Raw genomic sequence first — 24,715 nt, 5'->3', positions numbered from 1 at the left:
GCTGTAACCGGTCGTATCGGGCCAGCGTCGGATGCCCGAGCGTGTACGCGGATGAAGGCGGCAAGGACTTCTACGACGGCAGGATGGTCAACGGCAGAGTCACGCATGATGCGCTCAAGAGAGTAGATGGCCCCGAGGCGGACATCCATCTTGTCTCTGCCAGGCTGACCAAGTTGCTCGACAGCCTTGGCGAATCGATCGGTGATCTGTCCCGAAGCGGTGAGGTTTTGCTGCTGGCGAGTGGCCTCCTGCTGATGTCGGTTGGCCGAGTTCGTGATGAAGAGGCCAACGGCAAGGATGATCACCGAGAGGATGCTGCCAATGGCAAGCAGTCGTTGCCAGGGATCGGGCTTGAGATCGAGAGGTGCGACAGGAGCAATCTCAAGGCGGGCTGTCCGTGCGGAGCCGGTTCGCAGTCGCCGGGGGACGGCATGGCTTGTGCGGCGGCTAGCGAGCCGGGTGCGGCGCGGAGGTGGTGACGCGGTGGTGAGGGAAGCCCCCGTGCTCCAGCCTGCGCGGGCAGCGGCGATGCGGTCAAGAATGCTTGGCACCCGTTCATTGGACCTGACCGCTGCTACTCGACGTCCAGGGGCCATTGGCCGCCGCGGCCTGGGGGTTGTGGGCAGATCGTGGGCGACCCGTCGGTTTGGGCCGGGTGGACGAGGAGAGTCCGCAGCTCAGAGCGGCGGTCTTTCCAAGATCGCGGACGCCCTGTAAATCCGTCGCGAAAGCTACAGAGGTTCGAATCCTCTACCCGCCACCAGGAGCACCAACGGCCCCTGACCAGCAGGAATGCTGATCGGGGGCCGTTGTCGTCCGGCTGAATCCAGCCGTTGTGACTCGTCGTAGGCAGACCGTCCCGCAGCCGGCTCGGCTTCCAGCTATCCACGAGAAGTGGGTGGCGGGGGCGCTTCCGTGTCTACATGCGGGCTTGGCGGCGGCCTGCGATTGTGCCGGCTGCAAGCGTGATCACCATGACCGCCGTGAGGATGAGGATCGTGGTGATGGAAATGTCCAGTTCCCACCCTGCTTGTTTGAAATAGAGCTGGTAGGTGGCTTGCGCCAAGGCTGGCGCCAGGAGGAGCACCGAGGCGACGATGGGCATCCGTGCATCGATGGGCGCGGCGATGACGGCCAGTGCGGCGAACGCGTACAGGGACATAAGTGGTGCGTCCGACCAGCCGTTGATCGGGCTCGGCGTCAAAGCGACGACTGCCAGTGCCCCGAGGACGGGCCAGGCCCATGGTTTGGTCACGGGCGTTCGGGGTGCGCGGAGCAGTGGCAGCAAGGCCAGCGAAGCCAGCAGCGCTGGCCAAAACCTGGGAACAATCGAACCCTGGAGGCTAAAAACCAACCAAAGCGATTGGGCAAACCAACTTGCCGACCAGAGTTGCGCGGCCACGGCCAATATTGTCGCAGCGAATGCCAGTCGGTAGCTGCCCCATGCCGTAGCGAAAAGCGCGATGGCCAGCACCGTCGGAATGACGATGAGCATGAACCACCACGTGTCGGGTTTGTATGGGCCATCCGACAGCGTCGACACCAAGAATGAGATCGGGCCCCCGGCCCAGAGCGTCATGCCGTACACGAGTAGGGACAGCGCGGACAGTCGCAGCGCGGAGTATCCCAGCGCTGATCGCGAGCCGAGACGGTCGACACCGGTGCGGGCGCGTAGCCCTCCGACCACGAGCGCCGCCGCTTCTCGAAGGTGCGGCCGCTGCCGCTCGTCGTCAGCCGTGGCGAGCAGGGTTTCGAGCATCTCGTCGGCGCGATACTGCTGGTAGGCGCGAGGGTAGGCCCGCAGTAGCCACCGGTAGCGGCGCTCCAGTTCAGTCATGCCGGCACCACCCAAGCCGCAAGCGTCGAGCGGACGGAACGGTCACGAACGACGCTGGCCGCCGCAGCCATCCGCTCTGCTTCCGCACGTAGTGCGGACATACCTAGCTGGGTGAGCTCGTAGGTGCGGCGGGCGCGGCCGTTGACCACCGTTTCCTCGGCCACCCGCACCATCTCTTCACGGGTGAGCCGGTCCAGAGCGGCGTAGAGGGTGCCCGTCGTGAGGCGCACCCGCCCGTCGGACAACTCCTGCGCCCGCTTGACGATCGCGTAGCCGTGCAAGGGTTCGTCCTGCAACGCGGCCAAGATGAAGTAGGTGGGTTCGCGCATCGACGCGAAGGAACCAGTCATGTCATCAACATAAGCAGATGGTCGACGTATGGGTCAAGGCTCGATGATCGCGAAGGCGGCTACTTGGAGTAGTTGACGTCTGTCGCTCGTAGCTGGGCGCGAGTCCGGTGGGTGCACCCGGAAGTCGGGGCCAGCACGCACTGCGGGCCGTAGTGGGACACCACCTCGCACGCGGCCGTGATCATGAACGACAAGATCGGCGACGCCCTCGGGTGAGCGCGGGATAAGTGCAGACTGAGTCGATGACTGGTGAAGTGGGTTCGCCACTGGCAGTGACGGACAGGCTCGTACTGCGAGAGGTTCACTCGTCCGACATGGCTGTCATCGAACGGATGTGGCGTGACCCGGTGATGCGGCGATACCTCGGTGGTCCGGTGTCCGATGTGGAAGTGGCCGAGCGTCGGAGGTATGACCAGGCGGGCGGACTGATGGTGGCGACGCACTCCGGGGAGGCCGTCGGTAGGTGCCACCTGGGCCGGTACCGCACAGGTGATCTTGAGTTGTCTTACGTCTTCCTACCGGAGTGGTGGGGGAGTGGGTACGCCCGGGAGGCATGCGCGGCGGCCATCGGGTTGGCCTTCGACCGGTTCCCGGACGCCGCCCGGCTGATCGCTGTCACTCAGGAGGCGAACACCCGATCGGTCCGCCTCTTGGAAGCCCTTGGCATGGTCCGGGTCGACGCGTTCGAGGAGTTCGCCGCGCGTCAGGTGATGTACGCGATCGACCGCCCGTGGGCAGCGCGGATGAGAGCGCAACAGTGAACCTTGATCGTCCCGGCGGTGTTCAGGTGACGGATTCGAAGACCCTCGGTAGACGAAGGGCGTGGCGAGAGGTGCTTCCCCCGGTCCTTGCGGGAGTCGCCTTGGGGATGGCGGCGTTCGCTGCCGACCTCGTGCCGGAAGCTGTGGGCAGGGTCCTCGTGCCAGCCTTCAGTTCGGGATTCGCCTGGGCCGTGGTGTCCCTCGCCGTGAGCTACTACGCCGCGACCTTGAGATCAGCTCTGGTCGCTGGGGTCGGCACACTCGCCGGGGCGACTCTGACCTATTACGGCCTCATCGCTGTACTGAGCCGGCAGTGGATCAGCGGTTCGGCGCCACCACCGGACGGGCTCGGCTCCATCATGCGCGCGTCGACCTTCTGGCTGGCTGGCTCGTTGTTTGGCGGATTGGTGCTTGGCTACCTTGCCCACGTTTTCAGGACAGGCACGACCCGCAACGCCGGCGTTGCTCTCGGCGTAGCGCTCGGGCTGCTTGTCGGGGAGGCGGCCTACACCGTCCTCTACATCGCGTTCGCCTGGGTCGGTCCCATGGATTCCTTCGTCTGGACGAGGCTGGGGACGGCAGCGGTACAACTTCTCCTTGCGGCAGCAGCCGCGCTCGTTGTGTTACGGCTCCGTCGGCCACCGATCTCACTGCGGGTCTTCTTGATGGCCGCCGCGGTGTCGACGGTGGCGAGCATCGCGAGTTGGCATTTCATCGAGTCGGTTCGGATGACGCTGTAGCCACGAGCGGCCTCCTCGGGGCAAGGTTCCATCCAAGGGGCAGATGGTGGGTGGCCCTCCCCGGACGGACGATTGGAAGGCAGAAACGGCAGCTCAGTTACTTTGCCCCAGCCAAGATCACGGACGCCCCTGTAAATCTGTCGCGAGGGCTACAGAGGTTCGAATCCGCTACCCGCCAAGCAGGAGTACGGGCGGCCCCAGGGAACTGCGAACGCACTCCGGGGGCCGTTCTCGTTCAGACCGGCGGAGTCCAACCTGATCAGGCTCTCCGCAGGGACCGCAGGAACAGGTGATCTTGGCGGAGGGCTGCGATAGACGCTCTCGCCCGCAACCACTGGCCGATGCTGTCCGTGGAGTTGTGCCTACCCGAGCAATCGCGCCCACCCTCGAACCGAGGGCGGGCGCGGATTCGCAGCGGTCAGCAGCAGTTTGCCTGCACCCCGGCGGTGGCCGTTTCCCTGTCGGTGGCGGGGGTGCAGCACGCGCTCTCGGTGGCCTTGTCCAGTTGGTCGGAGTCGGCCTTGACGGTGTAGACCTCCCAGGGCTCGTTGCCGGGGCCGCGTACCCAGACCTTGTCCTGGAGGGCGTAGCAGCATTCGGTGCTGTTCTCCTCCAGGGTGATCAGGCCGGAGTCGGTGAGGCGCCTGGTGGCGGCGTTGACCTCGTCGGTGCTGAACACCTCGACGCCCAGGTGGTCCATCACGGTGGGCTGGTCGGCTTCGCCCTCCAGGAGCACGAGCTTCAGCGGCGGGTTCTCGATGGCGAAGTTGGCGTAGCCAGGGCGACGTTTGGCCGGCTCGGTGTCGAACAGCTTCGAGTAGAAGGCGATGGAGCCTTCGAGGTCGGATACACGCAGGGCGAGCTGGACGCGGGACATGGTTCCCCTCCTGACGGATTCAGCGGATGTGGCTGGTGAGAGCGGTGGTGCGGGTGCGCTCGTGACGGGCGTCGGCGCGGCAGTCCGCAGTGCAGACCTGCCCGCACGGCTCGCAGAGCGTCACGCCGCGAACGTGGGTGTGGCGACGACGGGAGAACAACTTGAGCATCACTTCGCCCTTGCCTAGATGTTTTTCGAAGCAGGCCCTACGTTGCACCCTGTTTCGAGATCTGTCAACCTAGAGGCATGTCGAAACAAGCGCTGCCGGTGGTGGACCTCCAAGCCGTGGCCTGCTGCTCCCCGATCGCGGTCCGCCCGCTGGAGGCCGCGCAGGCGGCGGTGGTCGCGCCGATGTTCAAGGCGCTGGGCGACCCGATCCGGCTGCGGCTGATGTCGATGATCGCCTCCGTGCCGGAGATCTGCGTCTGCGACCTGACCCCGGCGTTCGACCTGTCCGGGCCGACCATCTCCCACCACCTCAAGGTGTTGCGCGAGGCCGGCCTGGTCGACGCCGACCGTCGCGGCACCTGGGTGTGGTACCGGGCCCGCCCGGAAGCATTTCGGCAGCTCGGCGCGCTGCTGGACCTCCCCGCCGGGTCCGCCCAGGCCACCGCGTGACTCTCACCCTGGCCCGCCGGGCATCGGCTGAGTTCACGGGTACGGCCCTGCTGGTCGCCGCCGTCGTCGGCTCCGGGATCGCCGCCTCCCGGCTCTCTCCGAACGACGTCGGGCTCCAACTCCTGGAGAACGCGATCGCCACCGCCCTCGCCCTGGGCGCGCTGATCCTCATGTTCGGGCCGGTGTCCGGGGCGCACTTCAACCCGGTCGTCTCCGCCGTCGACTGGTGGCTCGGCCGCCGCGCCGGCACCGGCCTGACCGCCCGGGACCTCGCCGCCTACGCCGCCGCCCAGACCGGCGGAGCCATCACCGGGGCGGTGCTGGCTGGCCTGATGTTCGACCTGCCAGCCGTGGTCTGGTCGCGTACCGTGCGGACCGGCGGGAACCTGTGGCTGGCCGAGGTGGTCGCCACCGCGGGTCTCGTCGTCCTGGTCTTCGCCCTCGCCCACTCCGGCCGTACGACTGTGGCCCCTGCCGCCGTGGGCGCCTACATCGGCGCGGCCTACTGGTTCACCTCGTCGACCTCGTTCGCCAACCCCGCTGTCACCATCGGTCGCGCGTTCACCGACACCTTCGCCGGCATCGCCCCGGCGTCGGTGCCCGGCTTCGTCGCCGCCCAGCTCGTCGGCGGCCTGGTCGCCGTCGCGGCCCTCGCCGCCTGGTATCCCCACGCCGCCGACTCCGCCGACGCCGTCGTCGTGCCGCACCTCGCCCGGGAGAACCGATGACCGCCCCCGCCACCGGCATCTCCATCGCTGCCATGGGCGTCCAGCACGCCGACGCCGTACTGGACATCTACCGGCTCGGCATCGCCACCGGCAACGCCACCTTCGAGACCGAGCCGCCCACCTGGGAGCAGTTCACCGCCAGCCGGCTGCCCGGTCACCGCTGGGTGGCCGTCGACCCCACCGGCCGGGTCCTCGGCTGGGTCGCCTGCTCCGCCGTCTCCGACCGGTGCGTCTACGCCGGGGTCGTCGAGCACTCCGTCTACGTCCACCCCGAAGCCCGCGGCCAGGGAGTCGGCCGCCTCCTGCTCGACGCCCTGATCGCCTCCACCGAGCAGGCCGGCATCTGGACCATCCAATCCGGCGTCTTTCCCGAGAACACCGCCAGCCTCGCCCTGCATACCGCCTGCGGCTTCCGCACCGTCGGCACCCGCGAACGCGTCGGCCGCCACCACGGAACCTGGCGCGACGTCACCCTCATCGAGCGCCGCAGTCCGATCGTCAGCTGACAGGAAGAACATCATGAGCGACAAGCCCAGCGTCCTGTTCGTCTGCGTCCACAACGCCGGCCGCTCCCAGATGGCCGCCGCCTGGCTGCGCCACCTCGCCGGAGACACCATCGAGGTCCGCTCCGCCGGCAGCGCACCCGCCGACCAGATCAACCCCGTCGCCGTCGACGCCATGCGGGAGATCGGCATCGACATCGTCGACCAGACCCCGGCCAAACTCACCTGGGACGCGGCCGAAGCCAGCGACGTCATCATCACCATGGGCTGCGGCGACGCCTGCCCCGTCTTCCCCGGCAAGCGCTACGAAGACTGGAAGCTCACCGACCCCGCCGGCCAACCCCTCGACATCGTCCGCCAGGTCCGCGACGACATCAGGACCCGGGTTACGCAGCTGCTGGTCAGCATCGAGCAACGCGGCTAGCACCCCGCCCGCTGCCTTCCCACCTGCTTCCTGCCGCCGTCCCGATGGTCCCGCCCGAGTCCGTGGCGGAGCTTTTGTCGGTCCCTCGTCTCAGCCCTGGCGCGCTGGCACAGAACGAGTATGGTGGTCGATGTCCGGCCGGACCTCCTCCCGGGCAGGAGGTCACCCACGGTGAGAGTGGGTACGCTCGGACTCCCGGACCTTCCCCAATTGCGCGGAAGGTCGCAATCCGCAATGTGCGAAGTGCACGGTGCCCGCTCAGCCCCGTGATCAGGGCTCGGCCGGGGCGGCCCGGTGGCCGAACGGCGGAACGTCGTCGACGCTCGGTCCGGCGGTACGCGCACCGCTTTTCTGGGTACCTGCCTTGTGGCACGATCGTGGAACCTCCACCATCCCCGTGACACTTCCTGACAGGAGCAAACATGTCTGGTCGAAGGCTGGGCCGGCTGCTTGGCTCGCTTTTCGTACTCGCAGCCCTCGCGAGCGTCGTCTGGGTCGGTGACGCCTGGGGCTCCGCAGATGCCCAGCTTGGCGACATCATCTGGAACATGCCCGCACCTCGCTGAGCAACCACCGCTCGATGACGTGAGACCGGCGGGCCGGTAAGGGGGCACGGGATGGCGGGTCGTGGCCCCACCGGCCCCCGCTCGACTGAGTACGCGTGGCTGATCACCGGGCCGTTGGCCCTGATCGCCATCGTCTGCACGACGACGGTCAGCCTCGTCGCGCCGCAGCCGTTCGGCGGGTGGTCGCTAGCGCTGCCACTCCTCGTGGCCATGGTGGCCGCCGGGCTCCCGGTGCTGAACTTCACCGTCCGGCGGCAGTCCCTCGGCGTGACCCTGACCGAGATCCCGCTGGTCCTCGCGTTCTTCCTCGTCGAACCGCTGACGGTCGTCGTGATCTACACGGTCGCGTCGGCGGCGACCCACCTGCGGCACCGGTTCGGCGCGACGAAGTTCTGGTTCAACGTGGGCCGGGCGGCCGCGGGTTCGTCGTTGGCCGTCCTCGTGCTCGAGGCGATGCCGCCCGTCGAGGGCGTCGGCCCGGCCACCTGGCTCAAACTGTCCCTCGCGGCCAGCATGGTCAACCTGTTGAGCCTCGCCTCGGTCGCCGGCGTGCACACGCTGTTGCAGGGCTGGCAGGCCGGCCGGGGCGCGCTCCGGCAGTCGCCGCCCGCGCTCCTGGCCGCGATGATCAACATCGCCAGCGGCATGATCGTCCTCATCCTCATCGCGGCCACCTGGTGGTCGCTGCTGCTGCTGGGGGCCCTCCTCGTCGCGATGGCCCTCGTCTACCGGGCGTACGCGCAGTTCTTCCGGCAGCACCGCACCCTCACCGACATGTACGAGCTGAGCCGCGCGGTCAGCGAGAGCGGTGAGTACGGCACGCTGCCCGACGCCCTGCTGGGCCGCGTACGGGCGCTCATGCAGGCGGAGTACGCGACGCTCTGGCTGCCCGCCCAGGGCCGGCATCCCGAGGTGCTGCTGACTGCCCGCAACGACGCCCCCGGGCTGCTCGACTTCGCCAAGACCCCGGCCGCCCTGCGGGAACGGGCCCGCGACGAGGGCCGCACCGTGGCCGTCGGTCGAGGACTGACGACCGACGGCGACCTGCGCGCCCCCCTCTCGACGCACCGGGTCAAGGACGTGATCGTCCTTCCGCTGCGGTCCGGCCAGGCGGTCATCGGGACGCTGGAGGTGGCCAACCGGCTGGGGGACAGCAACTACTTCGTCCGCACCGACGTGCCGCTCTTCGAGACGGTGGCGGCGCACGCGGCGGTGGCGTTGGAGAATTCGCGGCTGGTCGACCGGCTCCGGCACGACGCCAGTCACGACACGCTGACCAGGCTGCCGAACCGGCGACGGATCACGGGCGCGCTGGAGGAGGCCGTCAAGATCCGGGCGCCCGGCGAGGTGGTGGCCCTGCTGCTGTTCGACGTCGACCGGCTGCGCCAGGTCAACGAGTCGCTCGGGCACGCCGCCGGCGACAAGGTCCTGGTGGAGGTCGCCAACCGGCTGCGCTCCTGCGTACCCTCGTCGGCTCTGGTCGGGCGGGCCGGCGGGGACGAGTTCCTGGTGACGCTGCGCCTGGAGAGCGCCGAGGCGGCGATGGAGCTGGCCGCGCAGCTGCGCGAGCAGATCCGCGACGAGATGGTCTTCGACGCGCTCACCCTCGACGTGGACACGGCGGTCGGTGTCGCCGTGTACCCCGACCACGGCAGCGACGCCGTCGCCCTGCTGCAACGGGTGGATCTGGCAGCCACGGCGGCCAAGTCCGTGCCGGGCAGCGTGCAGCTGTTCAGCCCGACGCTGGAGTCGCGGTCGCTGCGGCGGCTCGGCCTCGCCGGCGACCTGCGGCGCGCGCTGGACGCCGACGAGCTGGAGGTCTACTTCCAGCCCAAGGTGACGCTGCGCGACCGCCGGCTGGTCGGCGTGGAGTGCCTGGCCCGCTGGGAGCACCCGGCGCACGGCACGGTCGCCCCGGAGGACTTCGTCGCGGTGGCCGAGCACACCGGCCAGCTCGGCCGGTTCACCGAGTTCGTGCTCCGCGAGGGGCTGCGGCGCAGCCGGGACTGGACGCACGCCGGCCAGCCGCTCGCCGTCGCGGTCAACCTCTCCGCGCGTACGCTCACCGACCAGCACTTCCCGGCCAGCGTCAAGGAGCTGCTCGACGAGTACGGCGTGCCGCCGCAGCTGCTCACGCTGGAGATCAAGGAGGCCGGGGTGCTGGACGGCACCGACCGGCCCATCCCGACCCTGCGGCGACTGCGGGACCTCGGCGTACGGCTGTCGGTGGACGACTTCGGCACCGGCGACTCGTCCCTGGCCCACCTGCGCCGCCTGCCGGTGCACGAGGTGAAGGTCGACCGCTCCTTCGTGCAGGGCATGGCGACGGACCCGGGCGACCTGGCGATCGTCAACGCGGTGGTCACGCTCTCCCAGCAGTTCGGCCTGGCCGTGGTCGCCGAGGGCGTGGAGAGCGAGCTGACCCTGGAGCTGCTCCAGGACATCGGCTGCGAGATCGGCCAGGGCTTCCTGTTCAGCCGCCCGTTGCCGTACGAGCGGCTGGAGGCCTGGTTCGGCGCCCAGGTGGACCCGGAGACGATCTCCCCAGGGGAGCTTCCCCGGCTGCGTGCCGTGCCCTGAACTGCGGAGACGCCCCGGTAGGGGATCCGATTTCTTCTCCGCCGCACGGCCGTGTAATGTATCCCCTGCGCGTCACCCCCCGGGGAGATCGCGCAGGCCCCCTTAGCTCAGTCGGCAGAGCGTCTCCATGGTAAGGAGAAGGTCTACGGTTCGATTCCGTAAGGGGGCTCAGAGGGTCCGGCTGGACCCGCCACGGCGGTGTAGCTCAGATGGTAGAGCAAGCGGCTCATAATCGCTGTGTCGCCGGTTCAAGTCCGGCCACCGCTACTCTCGTCCACCGGGCCAGCTCCCGGCGGTCGGTGGGATGGGCGCCACTGGCGCCCACTTTGCATGTCCGCGCCGTCAGCGCGTAGGCTGATGCGTCGTAGTTGTTACCCGTAGCGAGGAAGGCACTCCGCCGTGGCGAAGGCGACCGATGTCCGGCCGAAGATCACTTTGGCGTGTGTGGAGTGCAAGGAGCGCAACTACATCACGCGCAAGAACCGTCGTAACGACCCCGACCGCATCGAGCTGAAGAAGTTCTGCCCGCGGGACGGCAAGCACACGGTCCACCGCGAGACCCGCTGACCCACGGCCGGCACCGCCGGCCCGGTCCTCAGGCACTTCCCGATCGCCGGTCCGTAGGGACGGCGCGGCTCCGGCCGCCGCCGACCGTACGGATCGGCGATCGGCGTTTGCGTGTAGGTTCGCGGCATGTCCCTGGACCCGTCCTTCGTCGGCCGGACGTATCCGCCGACCGCCCCCTACCAGGTGGGCCGAGAAAAGATCCGCGAGTTCGCCACGGCGATCGGCGCCGCCGATCCGGCCCACCACGACCCGGAGGCCGCCCGCGCGCTCGGCCACCCGGACGTGGTCGCCCCGCCGACCTTCCCCATCGTGCTCACGATGGCGGCCAACCAGCAGATCATCGACGACCCGGCCCTCGGCGTCGACTACAGCCGCGTCGTCCACGGCGACCAGCGCTTCGCCTACACCCGGCCGGTGGTGGCGGGGGACGAGCTGGTCTGCGTCAGCGTCATCGACGACGTCAGCAGCCGTGGCGGGCACGGCTTCCTGACCACCCGCACCGAGGTCGCCACCCCGGCCGGTGAGCCGGTCGTGACCGTCTGGTCGAAGCTCGTCGTACGCGGGGAGGGCTGAGATGGAGCTGCCAGCCAGGACGTTCCGGGTGACGCGCGCGGACCTGGTCCGCTACGCCGGCGCCTCGGGGGACTTCAACCCGATCCACTGGAACGACCGGACCGCCACGAAGGTGGGTCTGCCCGGCGTGATCGCCCACGGCATGTTCACCATGGCGCTGGTCGGCCGCGCGGTGGCGGAGTGGGCCGGGGCGCCCGACGCGATCGTCGACTACAACATCCGCTTCACCCGGCCGGTGGTCGTCCCGGACGACGACGAGGGCACCGAGATCGAGGTCACGGCCGTGGTCCGGGAGGTCACCGAGGACGGCCTGACCAGGCTCGACGTGACCGCCGTCTGCCGGGGGGAGAAGGTGCTCTCGCAGGCTCGCGCGACCGTCCGGACGGCCCGCTGACCAGGCTTCCGACGCGCGAGGGGCAGACCGGTTGGGAAAGTGGTGCCGCTACCCGTACACTGGTCCGCCGTGGGGCAAGTAACCCCTGCACGGTCGTGCATGACCGGGCAGGGTGAGCATTGCCGCACAGGGGTGTAGCTCAATTGGCAGAGCAGCGGTCTCCAAAACCGCAGGCTGCAGGTTCAAGTCCTGTCACCCCTGCGCCTCAGGCCTGACCGTTCCCGTGGGTCGCGCCGCCGTACGGCGGCGTCCGGCCCGTGGTGGTGGCATCGGCGGGGTGGCCCCGAGGCATTCGGGCCCTCCCGGCTGATCCGCCGGCCGCGGCCCGTCGCGGGACGGTTGGTCCGGCCGGCGTGACCAAGCGCCGCGCACGCCCGACAGCGTGCGACCCCGACATCCCGCGACGGAGGGCGAAGTGGCCGACAAGAAGCGGCGCGGCGAGGACGCCGGCGACGACCGTCTGAACGACGAGGTCGTCGACGACGTGGCCGACGACGACGCCACCGACGCCGAGGAACCGGTATCCCGGGGCGGCACCGCGACGCGCTCGCGGGCGAAGGCGGATTCGGCGGACAGCAAGCCGAAGACCAAGGCGGAAACCGACCGGGTCGGCCTGTTCGGCCGCATCGCCCGATTCATCCGCGAGGTCGTGGCGGAACTGCGTAAGGTCATCTGGCCGACCCGCAAGGAGCTGCTGACCTACACGGCCGTGGTGGTCGCCTTCGTCGCGGTGATGCTGACGATCGTGGCCGGCCTTGACTTCGCCTTCGCGAAGGGCGTGCTGTGGGTCTTCGGCAACCCCAGCTGACCGGCCGACTGAGCCGATAGTGACGGAAGTGAGCGAGCGTGCCTGAGTACGACGAGACCGCCGAGACCACGGACGAGCAGTCCACGGTGGCGACGGCGGCTGGTGACGAGTCGGTCGAGGCCGCCAGCGAGCCGGAGTTCCCCACCACCGAGCCCGCGCCGGACGAGGACTACGACCCGGTCGCCGAGCTGCGGCAGAAGCTGCGCTACGCGCCGGGCGACTGGTACGTGGTGCACTCGTACGCCGGCTACGAGAACAAGGTCAAGACCAACCTCGAGACCCGGATCACGAGCCTCGACATGGAGGACTACATCTACCAGGTCGAGGTGCCGACCCGGGAAGAGGTGGAGGTCAAGAACGGGAAGCGGTCGCAGATCCAGGCCAAGGTCTTCCCGGGCTACATCCTGGTCCGGATGGAGCTGACCGCCGAGTCCTACTCCTGCGTGCGCAACACGCCGGGTGTCACCGGCTTCGTGGGCGCGACGGACCGGGCCGACCGCCCGGCCCCGCTCTCCCTCGACGAGGTGCTGAAGTGGCTGGCGCCGGCCGTCGAGACCGAGCAGAAGAAGGCCAAGCCCGAGATCAAGGTCCTCGACTTCGAGGTCGGCGACTCGGTCACCGTCACCGACGGCGCCTTCGCCTCGCTGCCGGCGACGATCAGCGAGATCAACGCCGACCAGCAGAAGCTCAAGGTGCTGGTGTCGATCTTCGGTCGCGAGACTCCGGTGGAGCTGAACTTCAACCAGGTCGCCAAGATCTGACGTCGGGAGCGCCGGCGGTGGGCAGCGGCCCGCCGCCGGCGTACCTGTTCCGCCCCCGCCCGACCTCGGCGCAGGCGGCGGCGGGACGCTGCGCTACTCTAGAACGTCGCCGCTGTCACCGCGCTGACCGTGCGCGCCTGCGGCCGGCACCTTTCCCAGTTCCAAGCCCCAGGAAGAGACATGCCTCCGAAGAAGAAGCTCGTCAAGACTTTCACGCTTCAGCTGAAGGCGGGCCAGGCCACGCCGGCGCCGCCGGTCGGCCCCGCGCTCGGCCAGCACGGCGTGAACATCATGGAGTTCTGCAAGTCCTACAACGCGCAGACCGAGTCCCAGCGGGGCGACATCGTCCCCGCCGAGATCAGCGTCTACGAGGACCGCAGCTTCACCTTCGTCCTGAAGACCCCGCCCGCCGCCCGGCTGCTGCTCAAGGCCGCCGGGGTGGAGAAGGGCTCGGGCGTCCCGCAGAAGGACAAGGTCGGCTCGGTGTCGCAGGCCCAGGTGCGTGAGATCGCCGAGAAGAAGATGGTCGACCTCAACGCCAACGACATCGACCAGGCCGCGAAGATCATCGCCGGCACCGCCCGGTCGATGGGCATCGTCGTCAACGACTGACCTCGGTCACCGCCAGATCCAGTTCGTGGGAGGGCGCGCGGGAAGCCGCGGCCCGCCATAGACCACAGGAGTACGTAGAAAATGCAGCGCAGCAAGAGCTACCGCAAGGCCGCCGAGGTCATCGACCGGTCGAAGCTCTACACCCCCGCCGAGGCCGTGAAGCTGGCCAAGGACACCACCTCCGCCAAGTTCGACGCCACGGTCGAGGTCGCCATGCGCCTCGGCGTCGACCCCCGCAAGGCGGACCAGATGGTCCGTGGCGTGGTCAACCTGCCGCACGGCACCGGTAAGACCGCCCGCGTGATCGTCTTCGCCGCCGGTGCGAAGGCCGAGGAGGCCGTCGCCGCCGGTGCGGACGAGGTGGGCACCGACGAGCTGGTCGCCCGGATCCAGGGCGGTTGGCTCGACTTCGACGCGGCGATCGCCACGCCGGACCAGATGGCCAAGATCGGCCGGATCGCGCGGATCCTGGGCCCGCGCGGTCTCATGCCGAACCCGAAGACCGGCACGGTGACCATGGACGTCACCAAGGCCGTCTCGGACATCAAGGGCGGTAAGATCACCTTCCGGGTGGACAAGCACTCCAACCTGCACCTGATCATCGGCAAGGCCTCGTTCTCCGAGACCCAGCTGATCGACAACTACGCGGCGGTCCTCGACGAGGTCCTGCGGGCCAAGCCGTCCGCCGCGAAGGGCAAGTACCTCAAGAAGGTCACCCTCACCACCACCATGGGCCCGGGCGTCCCGGTCGACCCCAACGTGGTGAAGAACCTGCAGGAGGCTCCGGCCGAGGCCTGAGCACCCGTACCCGTGACGGGGCGTCGCCACATCGTGGCGGCGCCCCGTTCCGTGTCGGTTGTGGCATGCTCGGCCGGTGCGCCTGGAGAACGTCTGGCTGCGCTACCGGCGGCGGGGGAGGGGCCGGCGGCGGGGACCGTGGACCCCGCCGCGCCGCCCGTCGCCCGGGCGCCGGAGGCCACGGGCGGGACCACCGGGGGGCCGCGGTGACCGCACTGCTCCGGCTGCGGCTGGCGGGCTTCCTGCGTACGGGACGGGCGCTGGCCCCGCTGCTGGCCGGCCTCGTGGCTCTCGGCGTCCTCTACGGCGGCGGCCGGGCGCAGCCGGGGGAGGCGTACGGCGTCTCGGCGATGGTGCTCTTCCCGGTGCTCGCCTGGCAGACCAAGGTGCTGCTGGACGTCGAGCCGGACGTGCAGCGCCGGCTGGCGCAGGCGCTCGTCGGGGTGCGCCGGGAGCGACTGGCCGGGCTGCTTGCGGCCGGCGTGGCCGGGCTCGGCACGGTGGCCGTCGCGCTGGTCTTCCCGTGGCTGGTGGGCGGGGTCGCCGGTCCGGTGGGGCCGGGCGACCGGTCGGTGCCGGTGGGGATCGCCGTCGGGCTGTGGGCGCACCTGCTGGCCGTACCCGCGGCGGTGGCGCTCGGGGCGCTGGCCAGCCGCGCCTCCACGGGCAGCGCCGGCTACGGCGTCGCGGTGCTCGCGCTCGGCGGGGTCGGCGCGGTCGTCCTCGGCCTGAGCGGCTCGGTGGCGCCGTGGCTGGCGCCGCCGGTGATGGCCACCGCGCGGGCCGCCGCCGACGGCCTGGCCGCGTCGACGGTGGGCCTGCTCACCGCCTGGGCCGCGGCCTGGAGCGCGGCGGCCGCAGCGGCGTACCTGTGGCGGCGGCGCCACCGGCCCTGACCGTCGGCCCCTCGGGGCGCGGGGGAGTGACCCGGCCCACCGGGGGCCGATTTGGTGGTCGCGGGGCTCCTCGCGTAACCTTGGCCGCGAAGTTCCACCCAGAGACCGCTGGTCACCGTGCCCCGGCACGGTCGAAGGTCCCGCGACTACGGGCGACCCGCGCAGGGCGGTAAGCGAAAATCGGTGCTGAGCATGGTCCGCCGACCGTGTCCGTGTGCCGGCCCTCGCCCCGTGCGCCCTGCGCCGGGGCCTTTCTCGTTGTCGTGGCACCTGCGCCCCCGTCGAAAGCTCCGGCCGACGACGGTGACCGGCCTCGAGTAACGAGAGAGGAGGGACATGGCGGACAAGCCGATCCGGGCCGACAAGGCCACGGCCGTCGCTGAGCTGACCGAGAGCTTCCGCAACGCGGGTGCCACGGTGCTGACCGAGTACCGCGGTCTGACGGTTTCCCAGCTCACCCAGCTGCGGCGCTCGCTCGGCAAGGAGACCAGCTACACCGTCGCGAAGAACACGCTCGCGAAGCGTGCCGCGACCGACGCTGGTATCTCCGGCCTCGACGAGATGTTCTCCGGTCCTACCGCGCTGACTTTCGTTTCGGGCGACGTCGTCGAGGCGGCGAAGGGGCTTCGCGACTTCGCGAAGGCCAACCCGAAGCTCGTCATCAAGGGCGGTGTCTTCGAGGGCAAGGCCATTACCGCGGCCGAGGTCACGAAGCTCGCCGACCTGGAGTCCCGTGAGGTGCTGCTGGCCAAGCTGGCCGGCGCGATGAAGGGCAACCTGAGCAAGGCCGCGGCCCTGTTCCAGGCCCCGCTGTCGAAGACCGCCCGTCTGGCGGCCGCCCTGCAGGACAAGCGCGAGAAGGAGGGCGCCGAGGCGGCCTGAGGCCCCGCGGCGCACCCAGTTCTTACCTAACAGATTCAGGAAAGGACGCCAGACATGGCGAAGCTCAGCACCGACGAGCTGCTCGACGCGTTCAAGGAGATGACGCTGATCGAGCTCTCCGAGTTCGTGAAGCAGTTCGAGGAGACCTTCGAGGTCACCGCGGCCGCTCCGGTCGCCGTCGCCGGCCCGGCCGGCCCGGCCGCCGCCGCCCCGGTCGAGGAGGAGAAGGACGAGTTCGACGTCATCCTCGAGGCTGACGGCGGCAAGAAGATCCAGGTCATCAAGGTCGTGCGCGAGCTGACCGGCCTGGGCCTCAAGGAGGCCAAGGACCTGGTCGAGGCCGCTCCAAAGGCCGTCCTGGAGAAGGCCAACAAGGAGACCGCCGAGAAGGCGAAGACCAAGCTCGAGGGCGAGGGCGCCAAGGTCACCCTCAAGTGACCTGACGTACCACCAGGCGCGTGTCCGGCTCCGTGAGCCGGGGCACACCGCGTCACGGCGGGCGGTGATCCGACACTGGATCGCCGCCCGCCTTCGTGGTGGATCCGGCGACAGGGGCGGTGAGCAGGGCGTCGACGCGCCGCCACGGTCGGCGACCGGGGCCCGGGAGTAGCCCGTCGGTGGGAAAGAAGCGGCGACCCGGATGCCGGGCCTTGACGCGGCCCCGCACTGACAGGCACGCTGACACAGCAAGACCTTCCGCGCTTGCAACGGCCACCACTTGGGTAATGGCAGCGGCGACACCATCGGCCGCGGCACCTGAGCGGCCCGGCAGGAACGTCGCGTTCCGAGCGGCCCGGTTCGACCCCGGTTCAGGGGTCCCGAGGCACGTTCCGCGACGACCTGCGGGTTGGGCTGGACAGCGGTTAGCCTCTCGGCTACACTGCTAGTTTGCGCTGCCTTCCGACTTGACCCCTGCTCGGAAATGTCCGTTTACGGATATTTCTGGTGGGGTCATTGGAGTGCACGCGTACCAGCCGTTCTGCAGCACCGGTCCTCGGAAGGACGCATCTTGGCAGCTTCCCGCCCTGCGAAGACCAGTCGTACGTCGAGCGCATTCGCTCCCCGCCGAGTTTCATTCGGCAGGATCACCGAACACCTCGAGGTCCCCAACCTCCTCGCCATCCAGAACGAGTCCTTCGACTGGCTCGTCGGCAACGAGGCTTGGCAGGGCCGGTCGGCGGACGACCCGCACGCACGCTCGGGTCTCGCGGAGATCCTCGACGAGATCAGTCCCATTGAGGACTTCTCCGGCACCATGTCGCTCTCCTTCTCGGCTCCGCGCTTCGACGAGGTCAAGGCCTCGATCGAGGAGTGCAAGGAGAAGGACCTGACCTACTGCGCCCCGCTCTTCGTGACCGCGGAGTTCACCAACAACACCACCGGCGAGATCAAGAGCCAGACGGTGTTCATGGGTGACTTCCCGATGATGACGCCGAAGGGCACCTTCATCATCAACGGCACCGAGCGCGTCGTGGTCAGCCAGCTCGTCCGGTCCCCGGGCGTCTACTTCGACAAGCAGCCGGACAAGACCTCCGACCGCGACCTCACCAGCGTCAAGGTCATTCCCAGCCGGGGCGCCTGGCTGGAGTTCGACATCGACAAGCGCGACACGGTCGGCGTCCGCATCGACCGCAAGCGCCGGCAGGCCGTCACCGTCCTGCTCAAGGCCGTCGGTTGGTCGGCCGAGCGCATCCGCGAGCGGTTCGGCTGGTCCGAGCTGATGATGACCACGCTCGAGAAGGACCACATCGCCGGCGCGGACGAGGCGTTGCTCGACATCTACCGGAAGCTCCGCCCTGGCGAGCCGCCGACCCGCGAGAACGCCCAGACCCTGCTCGACAACCTCTTCTTCAACCCGAAGCGGTACGACGTCGCCAAGGTCGGTCGTTACAAGTTCAACAAGAAGCTCGAGCTGGAGGTGCCGATCACGACCGGCACCCTGACCGAGGACGACATCGTCGCCACCGTGGAGTACCTCTGCCGGCTGCACGCCGGTGAGGACGGCTACGAGGCCGACGACATCGACCACTTCGGCAACCGGCGCCTGCGTACCGTGGGTGAGCTGATCCAGAACCAGGTCCGGGTCGGTCTGTCCCGGATGGAGCGCGTCGTCCGCGAGCGGATGACCACCCAGGACGTCGAGGCGATCACGCCGCAGACCCTGATCAACATCCGTCCCGTGGTGGCGGCGATCAAGGAGTTCTTCGGCACGTCGCAGCTGTCCCAGTTCATGGACCAGACCAACCCGCTGGCGGGCCTGACCCACCGGCGCCGGCTGAGCGCGCTCGGCCCGGGTGGTCTGTCCCGGGAGCGGGCCGGCTTCGAGGTCCGCGACGTGCACCCGTCCCACTACGGCCGGATGTGCCCGATCGAGACGCCGGAAGGCCCGAACATCGGTCTGATCGGCGCGCTGTCCACCTTCGCCCGGGTCAACCCGTTCGGCTTCATCGAGACGCCGTACCGGAAGGTCGTCGACGGTCGGGTCACCGACCAGATCGACTACCTGACCGCGGACGAGGAGGACCGGTTCGTCAAGGCGCAGGCCAACGCGCCGCTGAAGGCCGACGGCACGTTCGCCGAGGACCGGGTCCTGTGCCGCCGTAAGGGCGGCGAGACCGAGGACGTGGTGCCGAGCGCCGTCGACTACATGGACGTGTCGCCGCGGCAGATGACCTCGGTCGCGACCGCGATGATCCCGTTCCTCGAGCACGACGACGCCAACCGGGCGCTGATGGGCGCGAACATGCAGCGCCAGGCGGTGCCGCTGGTCAAGGCCGAGTCCCCGCTCGTCGGCACCGGCATGGAATACCGTGCCGCGGTCGACGCCGGTGACGTGGTCGTCGCCGAGGTCGGCGGCGTCATCGAGGACCTCTGCGCCGACTACATCACCATCCACCAGGACGACGGCCACCGCCGCACGTACCTGCTGCACAAGTTCCGCCGCTCCAACGCCGGCTCCTGCGTGAACCAGAAGCCGGTCGTCTTCGAGGGCGACCGCGTCGAGGCCGGCCAGGTCATCGCCGACGGTCCGTGCACCGACGAGGGCGAGATGGCGCTCGGGCGCAACCTGCTCGTGGCGTTCATGTGCTGGGAGGGCCACAACTACGAGGACGCGATCATCCTGTCGCAGCGCCTCGTGCAGCAGGACGTGCTCACCTCGATCCACATCGAGGAGCACGAGGTCGACGCCCGGGACACCAAGCTGGGCCCGGAGGAGATCACCCGCGACATCCCGAACGTCAGCGAGGAGATGCTCGCCGACCTCGACGAGCGCGGCATCATCCGGATCGGCGCCGAGGTCGTCCCCGGCGACATCCTGGTCGGCAAGGTCACGCCCAAGGGCGAGACCGAGCTGACCCCGGAGGAGCGGCTGCTCCGCGCGATCTTCGGTGAGAAGGCGCGCGAGGTCCGGGACACCTCGCTGAAGGTGCCGCACGGCGAGACCGGCACGGTCATCGGCGTGCGTACCTTCTCCCGCGAGGACGGCGACGAGCTGCCGCCGGGCGTCAACGAGCTGGTCCGGGTCTACGTCGCCCAGAAGCGGAAGATCCAGGACGGCGACAAGCTCGCCGGCCGGCACGGCAACAAGGGCGTCATCTCCAAGATCCTGCCGATCGAGGACATGCCGTTCCTGGAGGACGGCACGCCCGTCGACATCGTGCTCAACCCGCTGGGTGTGCCGTCCCGGATGAACATCGGCCAGGTGCTGGAGACGCACCTCGGCTGGGTGGCGAAGACGGGCTGGAGCGTCGACGGCGACGACGCCGAGTGGAAGCGCCAGCTGCGCTCCATCGAGGCGCACGAGTCGGAGCCGGACACCAACGTGGCCACGCCGGTCTTCGACGGTGCCCGCGAGGAGGAGATCTCCGGCCTGCTGGCGTCGACCCTGCCCAACCGGGACGGCAAGCAGCTGATCGGTTCCACCGGCAAGGCGCAGCTGTTCGACGGTCGCTCCGGCGAGCCGCTGCCGGACCCGATCGCGGTCGGCTACATCTACATCCTGAAGCTCAACCACCTGGTCGACGACAAGATCCACGCCCGGTCGACCGGTCCGTACTCGATGATCACGCAGCAGCCGCTGGGTGGTAAGGCGCAGTTCGGTGGCCAGCGCTTCGGCGAGATGGAGTGCTGGGCGATGCAGGCGTACGGCGCCGCGTACGCCCTGCAGGAGCTGTTGACGATCAAGTCCGACGACGTCCTCGGCCGGGTCAAGGTCTACGAGGCCATCGTCAAGGGCGAGAACATCCCGGAGCCGGGCATCCCCGAGTCGTTCAAGGTGCTGCTCAAGGAGCTGCAGTCGCTGTGCCTCAACGTCGAGGTGCTGTCCAGCGACGGCGTGGCCCTGGAGATGCGCGAGACCGACGACGAGGTGTTCCGCGCCGCGGAGGAGCTGGGCATCGACCTGTCCCGGCGCGAGCCGAGCTCGGTCGAAGAGGTCTGAGGTGAGCGGTCGGGGGCCGGCTCGCCGGCTCCCGACCCCACCCACTAGCTAGCAGTACAGACGACGACATAGGGGACATAGTGCTCGACGTCAACTTCTTCGACGAGCTGCGCATCGGCCTCGCCACCGCTGACGACATCCGTCAGTGGTCGCACGGTGAGGTCAAGAAGCCTGAGACGATCAACTACCGCACCCTGAAGCCGGAAAAGGACGGGCTCTTCTGCGAGAAGATCTTCGGTCCGCAGCGGGACTGGGAGTGCTACTGCGGTAAGTACAAGCGGGTCCGGTTCAAGGGCATCATCTGCGAGCGCTGCGGTGTCGAGGTGACGCGGTCGAAGGTCCGCCGCGAGCGGATGGGGCACATCGAGCTCGCCGCGCCGGTGACCCACATCTGGTACTTCAAGGGCGTGCCGAGCCGGCTGGGCTACCTGCTGGACCTCGCCCCCAAGGACCTCGAAAAGATCATCTACTTCGCCTCGTACGTCGTGACGAGCGTGGACGCCGAGTCGCGTCACCGTGACCTCTCGACGATCGAGAACGAGATCCTGGCCGAGAAGCGGCAGGCCGAGAACAGCCGCGACTCGGAGATCGAGAAGCGGGCCACCAAGCTCGAGGCCGACCTGGCCGAGCTGGAGGCCGAGGGTGCCAAGGCGGACGTCCGGCGCAAGGTCAAGGAGGGCGGAGAGCGCGAGATGCGCCAGATCCGCGACCGGGCCCAGCGCGAGATCGACCGCCTGGACGAGGTGCTGGACACCTTCCGCAAGCTGGAGCCGAAGCAGCTCGTCACCGACGAACTGCTCTACCGCGAGCTGCGGGACCGGTTCGGCGAGTACTTCACCGGTGGCATGGGCGCCGAGGCCATCAAGGCGCTGGTCCAGAACATGGACCTCGACGCCGAGGCCGAGAACCTGCGCGAGACCATCCGCTCCGGCAAGGGACAGCGGAAGATCCGGGCGCTCAAGCGGCTCAAGGTCGTCGCGGCGTTCCTGAACACCCGCAACTCGCCGCTCGGCATGGTGCTCGACTGCGTGCCGGTCATTCCGCCGGACCTGCGCCCGATGGTGCAGCTCGACGGTGGCCGCTTCGCGACCTCCGACCTGAACGACCTGTACCGCCGCGTGATCAACCGGAACAACCGCCTCAAGCGGCTGATCGACCTCGGCGCGCCCGAGATCATCGTCAACAACGAGAAGCGGATGCTCCAGGAGGCCGTCGACGCGCTGTTCGACAACGGCCGCCGCGGCCGGCCGGTCACCGGGCCGGGCAACCGCCCGCTGAAGTCGCTCTCCGACATGCTCAAGGGCAAGCAGGGCCGGTTCCGGCAGAACCTGCTTGGCAAGCGCGTCGACTACTCCGGCCGTTCGGTAATCGTCGTCGGCCCGAAGCTGAAGCTGCACCAGTGCGGCCTGCCCAAGCAGATGGCGCTGGAGCTGTTCAAGCCGTTCGTGATGAAGCGGCTGGTCGACCTCAACCACGCGCAGAACATCAAGTCCGCCAAGCGGATGGTCGAGCGGCAGCGCCCGGTCGTGTGGGACGTGCTCGAAGAGGTCATCGGCGAGCACCCGGTCCTGCTGAACCGGGCGCCGACCCTGCACCGCCTGGGCATCCAGGCCTTCGAGCCGCAGCTCGTCGAGGGCAAGGCCATCCAGATCCACCCGCTGGTCTGCACCGCGTTCAACGCCGACTTCGACGGTGACCAGATGGCGGTGCACGTGCCGCTGTCCGCCGAGGCCCAGGCCGAGGCGCGGATCCTGATGCTGTCGTCGAACAACATCCTCAAGCCGGCCGACGGCAAGCCCGTCACCATGCCCACCCAGGACATGGTCATCGGCCTCTACCACCTCACCCACCTCACGGCGGGCGAGAAGGGCGAGGGCCGGGCGTTCAGCTCGGACGCCGAGGCGCGGATGGCGTACGACAACGGCGAGCTGCACCTGCAGGCCCCGGTGAAGATCCGCCTGCGGGGCGTGATCGGGGTCGACAACGGCGCCGGCGCCGAGGCGTGGACCGCCCCGGAGGGCTGGGTCGAGGGCGAGCCGCTGACCGTGGAGACGACCCTCGGTCGGGTGCTGTTCAACGAGACGCTGCCGCAGGGCTACCGCTTCGTGAACTACGAGATCCGCAAGGGTCAGCTCTCCGCGATCGTCAACGACCTCGCCGAGCGCTTCCCCAAGGTGGCGCTGGCCGCCACCCTGGACGGGCTCAAGGAGGCCGGCTTCCACTGGGCCACCTGGTCCGGCGTGACGATCGGCATGGAGGACGTCATCGCCCCGCCGCGCAAGCGGGAGATCCTGGAGCGGTACGAGAAGGAAGCCGACCAGATCGACAAGCAGTACCAGCGCGGTCTGATGACCCCGGAGGAGCGTCGCGGCGAGCTCATCCAGATCTGGACCAAGGCGACCAACGAGGTCGCCAAGGAGATGGACACCGCCCTGCCGCAGGAGAACCCGCTGTGGAAGATGATCAACTCGGGTGCCCGCGGTAACCTCCTCCAGCTCCGGCAGATCGCGGCGATCCGTGGTCTGGTGGCCAACCCGAAGGGCGAGATCATCCCGCGGCCGATCAAGGCCAGCTACCGGGAGGGTCTGTCCGTGCTGGAGTACTTCATCTCCACGCACGGTGCCCGTAAGGGTCTCGCGGACACCGCCCTGCGTACCGCCGACTCGGGTTACCTGACCCGTCGTCTGGTGGACGTCTCGCAGGACGTCATCATCCGCGAGGAGGACTGCGGCACCGACCGCGCCATCCCGATGCAGATCGGCGAGCGGATCGACGGCAAGCTGGTCGTGCACGAGCACGCCGAGACCAGCGTGCACGCGCGGACGCTGGCCGACGACATCAAGGGGCCGGACGGCGTCGTCGTCGCCGAGCGGGGTCAGGACATCAACTCGATCCTGGTCGACAAGATCGTCGCCGCCGGGACGGAGACGGTCCGGGTGCGCAGCGTGCTCACCTGCGAGTCGAAGCTGGGCGTCTGCGGTGCGTGCTACGGCCGCTCGCTGCCGACCGGCAAGACCGTGGACGTCGGCGAGGCGGTCGGCATCATCGCCGCCCAGTCGATCGGTGAGCCGGGTACGCAGCTGACGATGCGTACCTTCCACACCGGTGGCGTCGCGGGTGAGGACATCACCCAGGGTCTGCCCCGTGTCCAGGAGATCTTCGAGGCCCGGGTCCCGAAGGGTAAGGCGCCCATCGCCGACACCCCGGGTCGGATCCGGATCGAGGACGGCGAGCGCTCGCGGAAGATCATCGTGGTGCCGGACGACGGCAGCGACGAGATCGTCTACGACAAGATCTCCAAGCGGGTCCGGCTGCGGACCCACGACGGCGGTCACGTCGCGGTCGGCGAGAAGCTGACCGAGGGCACCATCGACCCGCACGAGCTTCTGCGGATCATGGGTCCGCGGGCGGTCCAGGTCCACCTGACCAGTGAGGTCCAGGAGGTCTACCGCTCGCAGGGTGTGCTCATCCACGACAAGCACATCGAGATCATCATCCGCCAGATGCTCAAGCGGGTGACGGTCATCGACTCCGGCTCGACCGAGTTCCTGCCGGGCGTGCTGGTCGACCGGGCGCTGTTCGAGTCGGAGAACCGCCGACTCGTCTCCGAGGGCGGCGAGCCCGCCGCCGGCCGTCCGGTGCTGATGGGTATCACCAAGGCCTCGCTGGCCACCGACTCCTGGCTCTCGGCGGCCTCCTTCCAGGAGACCACCCGGGTGCTGACCGACGCGGCGATCAACTCGCGCAGCGACTCGCTCGTCGGCCTCAAGGAGAACGTGATCATCGGTAAGCTCATCCCGGCCGGTACGGGCATCAGCAAGTACCGCAACGTCCGGGTCGAGCCGACCGAGGAGGCGAAGGCCAAGGTCTACTCGATGACCGGCTACCCGGAGACCGACTACGGCTTCGGGCCGGCCAGCGGCCAGGCGGTTCCGCTGGACGACTTCGACTTCGGGTCGTACCGCTAAGCAGCACGATCGACGAGGCCCCCGGCAACGC

Annotated in this window: 22 protein-coding genes, 3 tRNA genes and 1 pseudogene; 23 read left to right on the top strand and 3 right to left on the bottom strand. The window is 68.9% G+C overall.

Annotation, left to right across the window (positions count from 1 at the left end):
- Positions 1–41: 41 nt before the first annotated feature.
- A complete protein-coding gene (locus ACGFNF_RS07840; protein WP_393166896.1) occupies positions 42–479 on the top strand; it encodes a hypothetical protein in 438 nt (145 codons plus the stop codon).
- 440 nt (positions 480–919) lie between these two features.
- Here ACGFNF_RS07840 and ACGFNF_RS07835 read toward each other — a convergent pair whose 3' ends face one another.
- Both ACGFNF_RS07835 and ACGFNF_RS07830 read right to left on the bottom strand, forming a co-directional pair.
- A complete protein-coding gene (locus ACGFNF_RS07835; RefSeq protein WP_393166513.1) occupies positions 920–1,837 on the bottom strand; it encodes a hypothetical protein in 918 nt (305 codons plus the stop codon).
- Positions 1,834–2,187, bottom strand: a complete 354-nt coding sequence (locus ACGFNF_RS07830; RefSeq protein ID WP_393166511.1) for a PadR family transcriptional regulator — start codon at positions 2,185–2,187, stop codon at positions 1,834–1,836. Before ACGFNF_RS07830 ends, ACGFNF_RS07835 begins: the two co-directional genes overlap by 4 nt.
- A 242-nt stretch (positions 2,188–2,429) precedes the next feature.
- On the opposite strand from ACGFNF_RS07830, the gene ACGFNF_RS07825 reads away from it, so the two are divergent.
- Together ACGFNF_RS07825 and ACGFNF_RS07820 are read left to right on the top strand one after the other, a co-directional pair.
- On the top strand, positions 2,430–2,948 hold the full coding sequence (locus ACGFNF_RS07825) for a GNAT family N-acetyltransferase (protein ID WP_393166509.1): 519 nt from the start codon (positions 2,430–2,432) through the stop codon (positions 2,946–2,948).
- Entirely contained in the window at positions 2,918–3,688 is a 771-nt protein-coding gene (locus tag ACGFNF_RS07820) for a DUF6518 family protein (RefSeq protein ID WP_393166507.1), read from the top strand. Before ACGFNF_RS07825 ends, ACGFNF_RS07820 begins: the two co-directional genes overlap by 31 nt.
- Before the next feature lie 418 nt (positions 3,689–4,106).
- Here the strand turns inward: ACGFNF_RS07820 and ACGFNF_RS07815 are convergent, their stop codons facing one another.
- Positions 4,107–4,565 (bottom strand): ArsI/CadI family heavy metal resistance metalloenzyme, encoded by a 459-nt coding sequence (locus ACGFNF_RS07815; protein ID WP_393166505.1) that lies wholly within the window; start codon positions 4,563–4,565, stop codon positions 4,107–4,109.
- Positions 4,566–4,811: 246 nt separating this feature from the next.
- Here ACGFNF_RS07815 and ACGFNF_RS07810 point away from each other — a divergent pair, with 246 nt between their 5' ends.
- From ACGFNF_RS07810 to ACGFNF_RS07715, 20 genes and pseudogenes are all read left to right on the top strand, one after another.
- Positions 4,812–5,183 carry an ArsR/SmtB family transcription factor gene (locus tag ACGFNF_RS07810; RefSeq protein ID WP_393166503.1) on the top strand — a complete coding sequence of 124 codons (372 nt, stop codon included), beginning with the start codon at positions 4,812–4,814 and terminating at the stop codon, positions 5,181–5,183.
- Positions 5,180–5,887: pseudogene (locus ACGFNF_RS07805) on the top strand (aquaporin); the annotation flags it as partial. The gene ACGFNF_RS07810 and the pseudogene ACGFNF_RS07805, both read left to right, overlap by 4 nt.
- A gap of 20 nt (positions 5,888–5,907) precedes the next feature.
- Positions 5,908–6,417 (top strand): GNAT family N-acetyltransferase, encoded by a 510-nt coding sequence (locus ACGFNF_RS07800; RefSeq protein WP_393166501.1) that lies wholly within the window; start codon positions 5,908–5,910, stop codon positions 6,415–6,417.
- A gap of 13 nt (positions 6,418–6,430) precedes the next feature.
- The gene (locus ACGFNF_RS07795) at positions 6,431–6,838 is read left to right on the top strand and encodes an arsenate reductase ArsC (RefSeq protein ID WP_393166499.1); all 408 of its coding nucleotides are present in this window, start codon (positions 6,431–6,433) and stop codon (positions 6,836–6,838) included.
- A gap of 617 nt (positions 6,839–7,455) precedes the next feature.
- Positions 7,456–9,984: a bifunctional diguanylate cyclase/phosphodiesterase gene (locus ACGFNF_RS07790; RefSeq protein WP_357579612.1), complete on the top strand. Its 2,529-nt coding sequence runs from the start codon at positions 7,456–7,458 to the stop codon at positions 9,982–9,984.
- 96 nt (positions 9,985–10,080) lie between these two features.
- A tRNA-Thr gene (locus ACGFNF_RS07785) sits at positions 10,081–10,153 on the top strand.
- Positions 10,154–10,178: 25 nt separating this feature from the next.
- Positions 10,179–10,251: transfer RNA gene (locus ACGFNF_RS07780), tRNA-Met, on the top strand.
- A 132-nt stretch (positions 10,252–10,383) separates the two neighbouring features.
- Positions 10,384–10,551: a 50S ribosomal protein L33 gene (gene rpmG / locus ACGFNF_RS07775; RefSeq protein ID WP_013288652.1), complete on the top strand. Its 168-nt coding sequence runs from the start codon at positions 10,384–10,386 to the stop codon at positions 10,549–10,551.
- A gap of 126 nt (positions 10,552–10,677) precedes the next feature.
- Positions 10,678–11,124: a MaoC family dehydratase N-terminal domain-containing protein gene (locus tag ACGFNF_RS07770; RefSeq protein ID WP_121399901.1), complete on the top strand. Its 447-nt coding sequence runs from the start codon at positions 10,678–10,680 to the stop codon at positions 11,122–11,124.
- Between the two features lies 1 nt (position 11,125).
- Positions 11,126–11,518, top strand: a complete 393-nt coding sequence (locus ACGFNF_RS07765) for a MaoC family dehydratase (RefSeq protein WP_393166497.1) — start codon at positions 11,126–11,128, stop codon at positions 11,516–11,518.
- Positions 11,519–11,646: 128 nt separating this feature from the next.
- Positions 11,647–11,719 (top strand) — tRNA-Trp (locus tag ACGFNF_RS07760).
- 214 nt (positions 11,720–11,933) lie between these two features.
- Positions 11,934–12,326 carry a preprotein translocase subunit SecE gene (gene secE / locus ACGFNF_RS07755; protein ID WP_357579611.1) on the top strand — a complete coding sequence of 131 codons (393 nt, stop codon included), beginning with the start codon at positions 11,934–11,936 and terminating at the stop codon, positions 12,324–12,326.
- A 38-nt stretch (positions 12,327–12,364) separates the two neighbouring features.
- On the top strand, positions 12,365–13,087 hold the full coding sequence (gene nusG, locus ACGFNF_RS07750; RefSeq protein WP_088998338.1) for a transcription termination/antitermination protein NusG: 723 nt from the start codon (positions 12,365–12,367) through the stop codon (positions 13,085–13,087).
- A gap of 180 nt (positions 13,088–13,267) precedes the next feature.
- On the top strand, positions 13,268–13,699 hold the full coding sequence (gene rplK / locus ACGFNF_RS07745; RefSeq protein ID WP_132230892.1) for a 50S ribosomal protein L11: 432 nt from the start codon (positions 13,268–13,270) through the stop codon (positions 13,697–13,699).
- 81 nt (positions 13,700–13,780) lie between these two features.
- Entirely contained in the window at positions 13,781–14,497 is a 717-nt protein-coding gene (gene rplA, locus ACGFNF_RS07740; protein WP_132230893.1) for a 50S ribosomal protein L1, read from the top strand.
- A gap of 206 nt (positions 14,498–14,703) precedes the next feature.
- Positions 14,704–15,393 carry a hypothetical protein gene (locus ACGFNF_RS07735; protein WP_357579610.1) on the top strand — a complete coding sequence of 230 codons (690 nt, stop codon included), beginning with the start codon at positions 14,704–14,706 and terminating at the stop codon, positions 15,391–15,393.
- A gap of 336 nt (positions 15,394–15,729) precedes the next feature.
- Complete coding sequence (rplJ, locus tag ACGFNF_RS07730) at positions 15,730–16,275, top strand: 50S ribosomal protein L10 (RefSeq protein ID WP_132230896.1); 546 nt, start codon at positions 15,730–15,732, stop codon at positions 16,273–16,275.
- A gap of 54 nt (positions 16,276–16,329) precedes the next feature.
- Positions 16,330–16,713, top strand: coding sequence for a 50S ribosomal protein L7/L12 (gene rplL / locus ACGFNF_RS07725; RefSeq protein WP_132230897.1), 384 nt, complete (start codon positions 16,330–16,332; stop codon positions 16,711–16,713).
- Between the two features lie 571 nt (positions 16,714–17,284).
- Entirely contained in the window at positions 17,285–20,716 is a 3,432-nt protein-coding gene (locus ACGFNF_RS07720; protein ID WP_132230898.1) for a DNA-directed RNA polymerase subunit beta, read from the top strand.
- 80 nt (positions 20,717–20,796) lie between these two features.
- Positions 20,797–24,684: a DNA-directed RNA polymerase subunit beta' gene (locus ACGFNF_RS07715; protein ID WP_357579609.1), complete on the top strand. Its 3,888-nt coding sequence runs from the start codon at positions 20,797–20,799 to the stop codon at positions 24,682–24,684.
- Positions 24,685–24,715 lie beyond the last annotated feature (31 nt).

It is taken from the genome of Micromonospora sp. NPDC048868 (assembly GCF_043198195.1).
Classification (GTDB): domain Bacteria; phylum Actinomycetota; class Actinomycetes; order Mycobacteriales; family Micromonosporaceae; genus Micromonospora; species Micromonospora reichwaldensis.
The sequence above is the reverse complement of the archived record's forward strand: the minus strand, read 5'-3'. Positions and strand labels throughout refer to the sequence as shown.

Bases quoted from the DNA above. Each gene is read 5' to 3' on its own strand.
- ACGFNF_RS07835 (WP_393166513.1), bottom strand. From the start codon at position 1,837: ATGACTGAACTGGAGCGCCGCTACCGGTGGCTACTGCGGGCCTACCCT.
- ACGFNF_RS07830 (WP_393166511.1), bottom strand. From the start codon at position 2,187: ATGACTGGTTCCTTCGCGTCGATGCGCGAACCCACCTACTTCATCTTG.
- ACGFNF_RS07825 (WP_393166509.1), top strand. From the start codon at position 2,430: ATGACTGGTGAAGTGGGTTCGCCACTGGCAGTGACGGACAGGCTCGTA.
- ACGFNF_RS07815 (WP_393166505.1), bottom strand. From the start codon at position 4,565: ATGTCCCGCGTCCAGCTCGCCCTGCGTGTATCCGACCTCGAAGGCTCC.
- ACGFNF_RS07810 (WP_393166503.1), top strand. From the start codon at position 4,812: ATGTCGAAACAAGCGCTGCCGGTGGTGGACCTCCAAGCCGTGGCCTGC.
- ACGFNF_RS07800 (WP_393166501.1), top strand. From the start codon at position 5,908: ATGACCGCCCCCGCCACCGGCATCTCCATCGCTGCCATGGGCGTCCAG.
- ACGFNF_RS07795 (WP_393166499.1), top strand. From the start codon at position 6,431: ATGAGCGACAAGCCCAGCGTCCTGTTCGTCTGCGTCCACAACGCCGGC.
- ACGFNF_RS07790 (WP_357579612.1), top strand. From the start codon at position 7,456: ATGGCGGGTCGTGGCCCCACCGGCCCCCGCTCGACTGAGTACGCGTGG.
- ACGFNF_RS07770 (WP_121399901.1), top strand. From the start codon at position 10,678: ATGTCCCTGGACCCGTCCTTCGTCGGCCGGACGTATCCGCCGACCGCC.
- ACGFNF_RS07765 (WP_393166497.1), top strand. From the start codon at position 11,126: ATGGAGCTGCCAGCCAGGACGTTCCGGGTGACGCGCGCGGACCTGGTC.
- rplK (WP_132230892.1), top strand. From the start codon at position 13,268: ATGCCTCCGAAGAAGAAGCTCGTCAAGACTTTCACGCTTCAGCTGAAG.
- rplA (WP_132230893.1), top strand. From the start codon at position 13,781: ATGCAGCGCAGCAAGAGCTACCGCAAGGCCGCCGAGGTCATCGACCGG.
- rplJ (WP_132230896.1), top strand. From the start codon at position 15,730: ATGGCGGACAAGCCGATCCGGGCCGACAAGGCCACGGCCGTCGCTGAG.
- rplL (WP_132230897.1), top strand. From the start codon at position 16,330: ATGGCGAAGCTCAGCACCGACGAGCTGCTCGACGCGTTCAAGGAGATG.